The organism is uncultured Roseobacter sp. (assembly GCF_947495275.1).
Classification (GTDB): domain Bacteria; phylum Pseudomonadota; class Alphaproteobacteria; order Rhodobacterales; family Rhodobacteraceae; genus Roseobacter.
This window is the reverse complement of sequence record NZ_CANLYL010000040.1, coordinates 1-4,081: the sequence shown is the minus strand read 5'-3', so window position 1 is coordinate 4,081 and position 4,081 is coordinate 1. Positions and strand designations below refer to the sequence as shown.

General features: G+C 55.9%; 4 protein-coding genes. 1 reads left to right on the top strand and 3 read right to left on the bottom strand.

Going from position 1 to position 4,081, the window contains the following annotated elements; translation table 11 throughout:
* Positions 1-298 precede the first annotated feature (298 nt).
* The 3 genes from Q0802_RS24520 to Q0802_RS24510 all read right to left on the bottom strand — a co-directional run bounded on the left by Q0802_RS24520 (position 299) and on the right by Q0802_RS24510 (position 1,793).
* On the bottom strand, positions 299-778 hold the full coding sequence (locus Q0802_RS24520; protein WP_298922632.1) for a helix-turn-helix transcriptional regulator: 480 nt from the start codon (positions 776-778) through the stop codon (positions 299-301).
* Between the two features lie 53 nt (positions 779-831).
* Complete coding sequence (locus Q0802_RS24515) at positions 832-1,233, bottom strand: hypothetical protein (RefSeq protein ID WP_298922631.1); 402 nt, start codon at positions 1,231-1,233, stop codon at positions 832-834.
* 83 nt (positions 1,234-1,316) lie between these two features.
* Positions 1,317-1,793, bottom strand: a complete 477-nt coding sequence (locus Q0802_RS24510; protein ID WP_298922630.1) for a hypothetical protein — start codon at positions 1,791-1,793, stop codon at positions 1,317-1,319.
* A gap of 345 nt (positions 1,794-2,138) precedes the next feature.
* Between Q0802_RS24510 and Q0802_RS24505 the strand changes: the two genes are divergently transcribed.
* Positions 2,139-3,638 (top strand): di-heme oxidoredictase family protein, encoded by a 1,500-nt coding sequence (locus Q0802_RS24505; protein WP_298922629.1) that lies wholly within the window; start codon positions 2,139-2,141, stop codon positions 3,636-3,638.
* The last annotated feature ends 443 nt before the right edge of the window (positions 3,639-4,081 follow it).

Genomic DNA, 4,081 nt, shown 5'->3' with positions numbered 1-4,081 from the left:
CACGACTGCATCTGACAGACGCTCATATCAGCTCAAAAAATATCTTGCTATGCAGGAGACATCCACACAAGATATTCGCTGCATGTGTGAAATCTTGAGATGGCTCGACGACGGCATCGCAGACAGATATTGGTTTCGCTGCAACTGTGTCAACGACTGCATATTGCGGCATCCCAACATCCGTTCTTCCTGCCGAGGGCAAGCATGAGCTGACAAAACTGCTTTTCTACGACTGGCGTATGACAAAAAGATAGGGCTATGCCGTCTTGGTGATGCTCTAAACTTCCACGCTTTGAGTCTACAGCAGAATGTCCTCTACCAATTGTGAGAAAAGCTGGCTCTTCCCGGTGACCCCCGCCTTTTTGTAGATCGCAGTGCATTGCGCTTTGACAGTTCCGATCCGCGTTTGTCTCAGGTCTGCGATTTCAGCCAAAGACATGCCCTTTAGCACAAACCAGGCGACTTCGGTCTCGGCGCTGGTGAGGCCGAGGTCCACCAGATAGCCGTCCACCACTGTTGTGAACTCACCTGACGTGATCCTCCGGGCGGTATCCGCGCGGTTGGTTGCGTTTTGCGCAACGAAGGCCAGCCTGACCCCCAGGAAGGCACCTAGGATCAGACCTATGCTCGCCCCTGCTTCGACAAGTTCGCGCAGGCTCCAACGCAGTGGAACGGACGGGAGACCCAAAATGGACGCGAGGATTTCCCACAGGAAGTACGCGCCACAGAGGCATTGGATGATGACAAGGCACCAGACCACCCAGGCGCGGTTCAGCATGTCCACGCCTTTCGCAACAAACTTTCAAAGCGGCAGAAGTTTCTCACGCTGGATCAACCACCACCTGGGCCGCCAGGACCGCCGGGGCCACCCAGACCGCCGGGGCCATCTGAACCACCCTTGCCATCAGATCCATCGGGCTTGCCCGGGCGTTCGCGGTTGCCGGATGCGGCTTCAGGGGCACTGCGCGAGGCACCCTCAGCAGTATCGTTGGGAAACCTCTGGTCCCGCAGAACCTCCCCCGAAGTACGGTTCAAGACAACCTCACGCAGGTCAGTGCTGTTGCTGGCGATAATCACAATACGACCGAGCCATGACCGTTTCACCTCAGTCACGGTATAGCCATCAGCTTCGATGCGCGTGATGACATCGTCAGCCACTGACGTCTGGGCATGAGCGGGCGTGTGCATGAGCAAGATTGCCGCCAAGCCTGTTGTGATCAAAGTCGTACGCATCGTGCAGGTTTCCCGAAATCCTATTTTAAGGGGCTAAGACCTGACCGCGCACCGTGTCAACCGGTGCGCGGGAGGTTGATCGTTTAATAGCGCGAGCCACCACGTCCGCCGCGACCATTGTCGCCATCTTCGCTAGCGGCTATCTCTGTATCGGCGTCATCGGAGTTATCGGCATCACCATGGCGACCCGGTCGGCCAATACTCAGCCCCTGGTCAGCCAGTTGATCGCCAATGTCTTGGCGATCCTCTTCGCTCAGACTTGAACGATCGATGTCAGCCAATGAAACAGTCTCGCCTGTTGTGGGGACCACAACTTCAATCTCTGAAAGGTCAACGCGACCTCGACCGCGCAGGGTGATGCCTTGCTCTGCCAATTGGTCTCCGATGTTGATGCGGTCGCCTTCTGAAAGGGCGTCGAAATCAATTACAGAGATCGCGACAATTTCGCCCGTGGTTGGATCAACCACTTCCGGCTCGTCCGCGAACACAGGTGCGAAAGTCGCAAATCCGATGAAGGTTGCGAGGATGACGGGGCTGTATGGGAAGGAAAGTGTACGCATGTTTTCATCTTTCAAATGTTGAGTTGAGCGAGCGGCTGGTATCGCCATCCTGCACTGAACATGCGGGCATTCTTTGGTATGCGATATTGGGCGCAGGGCTTGTTTTGACGGGCGTAAGCCAAAGTCATAAGCCAATTTTCGAGCGACAATCGAGGCGTATTCATGCGCATTTGGTCGGCCTCATTCTGGCAGGTTCAAGGCCTCTAGTCTCTCTATGACTTTAGCTTACTACACACCAAACCCGGCCTAGGTCCAATGGCTGCACCTGCAAATTTGTTACATGCCAGACCTCTTGAACTGTCACCCTGCGTGCAACCTCGCGCCCCCAAAAAAAATGGACATGCTATGCGACTGAATACCCTGACCTTCCTGATGCTAGGCTTAAGACCCATTTCGGCCCTCGCCGAAGATGCATTACTCCCTGTCGATCAGCAGACACTCACCCGGATGATTGCAAACGGTCAGGCATCTGACGCGTTCCATGAGGCCTTTGAGGCGGGCGATGAGCTGACCGAATTCAGCTTTGATGCCGTGCGCGGCGTCGGGGCCTACATCGGTGAGGGGCGGCGGTTTACCCGGTTTCCACGTGCTGATCTGACCGGGCCGATGGAATGGGCCAACCACTTTCCCACGCGCGAAGGCGGGGCGAACGCCACCTCATGCATCGCTTGCCACAACGCGCCATTTGCCAATGGCGCGGGCGACGTTGCTTTGAACGTTGTGATCGATCCGGCGCACACTGGCGATCCCACCCAATACCTGGAACGCAATACGCTGCCGTTGTTCGCCCTTGGAATCCCCCAACGACTGGCGGAGGAAATTAGTCTTGACCTTTATCTCCAACGCAACAGCGCCATCCAAACCGCCTGCGTCTCTGGTCGCGCGAAGGTAGAGCTGCACTCCAAAGGCGTAGACTACGGCACTTTGACCGTGACGCGGGTATCGCAAGACCCTTGTAAGTTTGAGACGGACACCAGCGACCTGGCAGGTATCGACGCTGATCTGGTGATCAAGCCGTTCGGGTGGAAGGGCAACAAGCCGACGATCCGTTCCTTCACACGTGATGCCGCGCATAATGAACTTGGACTTCAGGCGGTCGAATTGGTCGGCGATCAGGACGGTGATTTCGATGGCGTTACGAATGAGCTGACAGTGGGTGATATCACCGCGCTGACGACCTATATGGCAGCTCTTGAACGCCCCGTGAGCAAACTCGAACTGGATGACCTGGGTCTGATTGAGCTGACCGCACCTGAACGGTCGGAGATTTTGGCGGGTGAAACCGCGTTTGCCCAGGCAGGCTGCGTCAGTTGCCACACCCCTTCGATGACGTTCAAGGAGGCCGTATTCAAAGAGCCGAGCGAGGTGCCGGGTTTCTTTGATGTGACCTTCCCCGATGGCTCTGACCCGGCCAGCCACGGTCTGACGCCAGCCAACAGCATGACCTTCGAATTGACCGGTGATCAGCCCAACAACATAATCACGTTGCCCGTTGGCACTACATATCACCTTGGTGCCGTTGCACGAGACGCAACTGGCGCAGCTGTTGCACGCTGGTTCACTGACTTCAAACGGCATGACATGGGCCCAGGTCTCTCTGATCCCAGCGATCCTCTTGGGCTTGGTGCCTCAATGTTCCTGACGCGGTCTTTGGCTGGTGTTGGCGCGACGGGTCCTTGGCTGCACGATGGTCGGGCAACGACGCTGGAGGAGGCCATTCTGACGCACGGCGGGGCCGCGCAGGTCAGCCGTGACACTTATGCCAAGATGTCTGAGGAAACTCAGGCTGAGATTGTGGCATTTCTAGAAAGCCTAGTGCTGTTCAACACCGACCCGGAAGAATAATGTTTTCAGATTTGTCCCGCAGATCTAGGGGCTGAGAATTTCGCGCCCTTTGTAAAGTTGAATTGCACCGAAAACGACCTGCTCAAAAAGCTGTCGCCGTCTCCGAGTGTGGTAACCTCGTTGGCACATGAGTTTCGGGCTGGAAAATGCCCAAGCCTAAATTCTTATCGCCGAATGTTATTCCTTGTCCCGCCTCATGTGCCTGACATAGATACGTTTGATTTCATGTCGCTATTTTGGTCGCGCGCATGAAGCGTGGACATTGTTCGCAGCGTTACATCGGATAAAATAGGCTCTCCACCGCCGCTAGATCAGTAGTTGCATTCTCCACGACCAAGTCGCCCGTCTCTTACAGGGACAGCCCAAACCGGATGATGTGGATGGCTCCTGCTCCACCGGCATCGAACGTGCCAAAGTGCAGTTGTTATCGACTGCAATGAGAG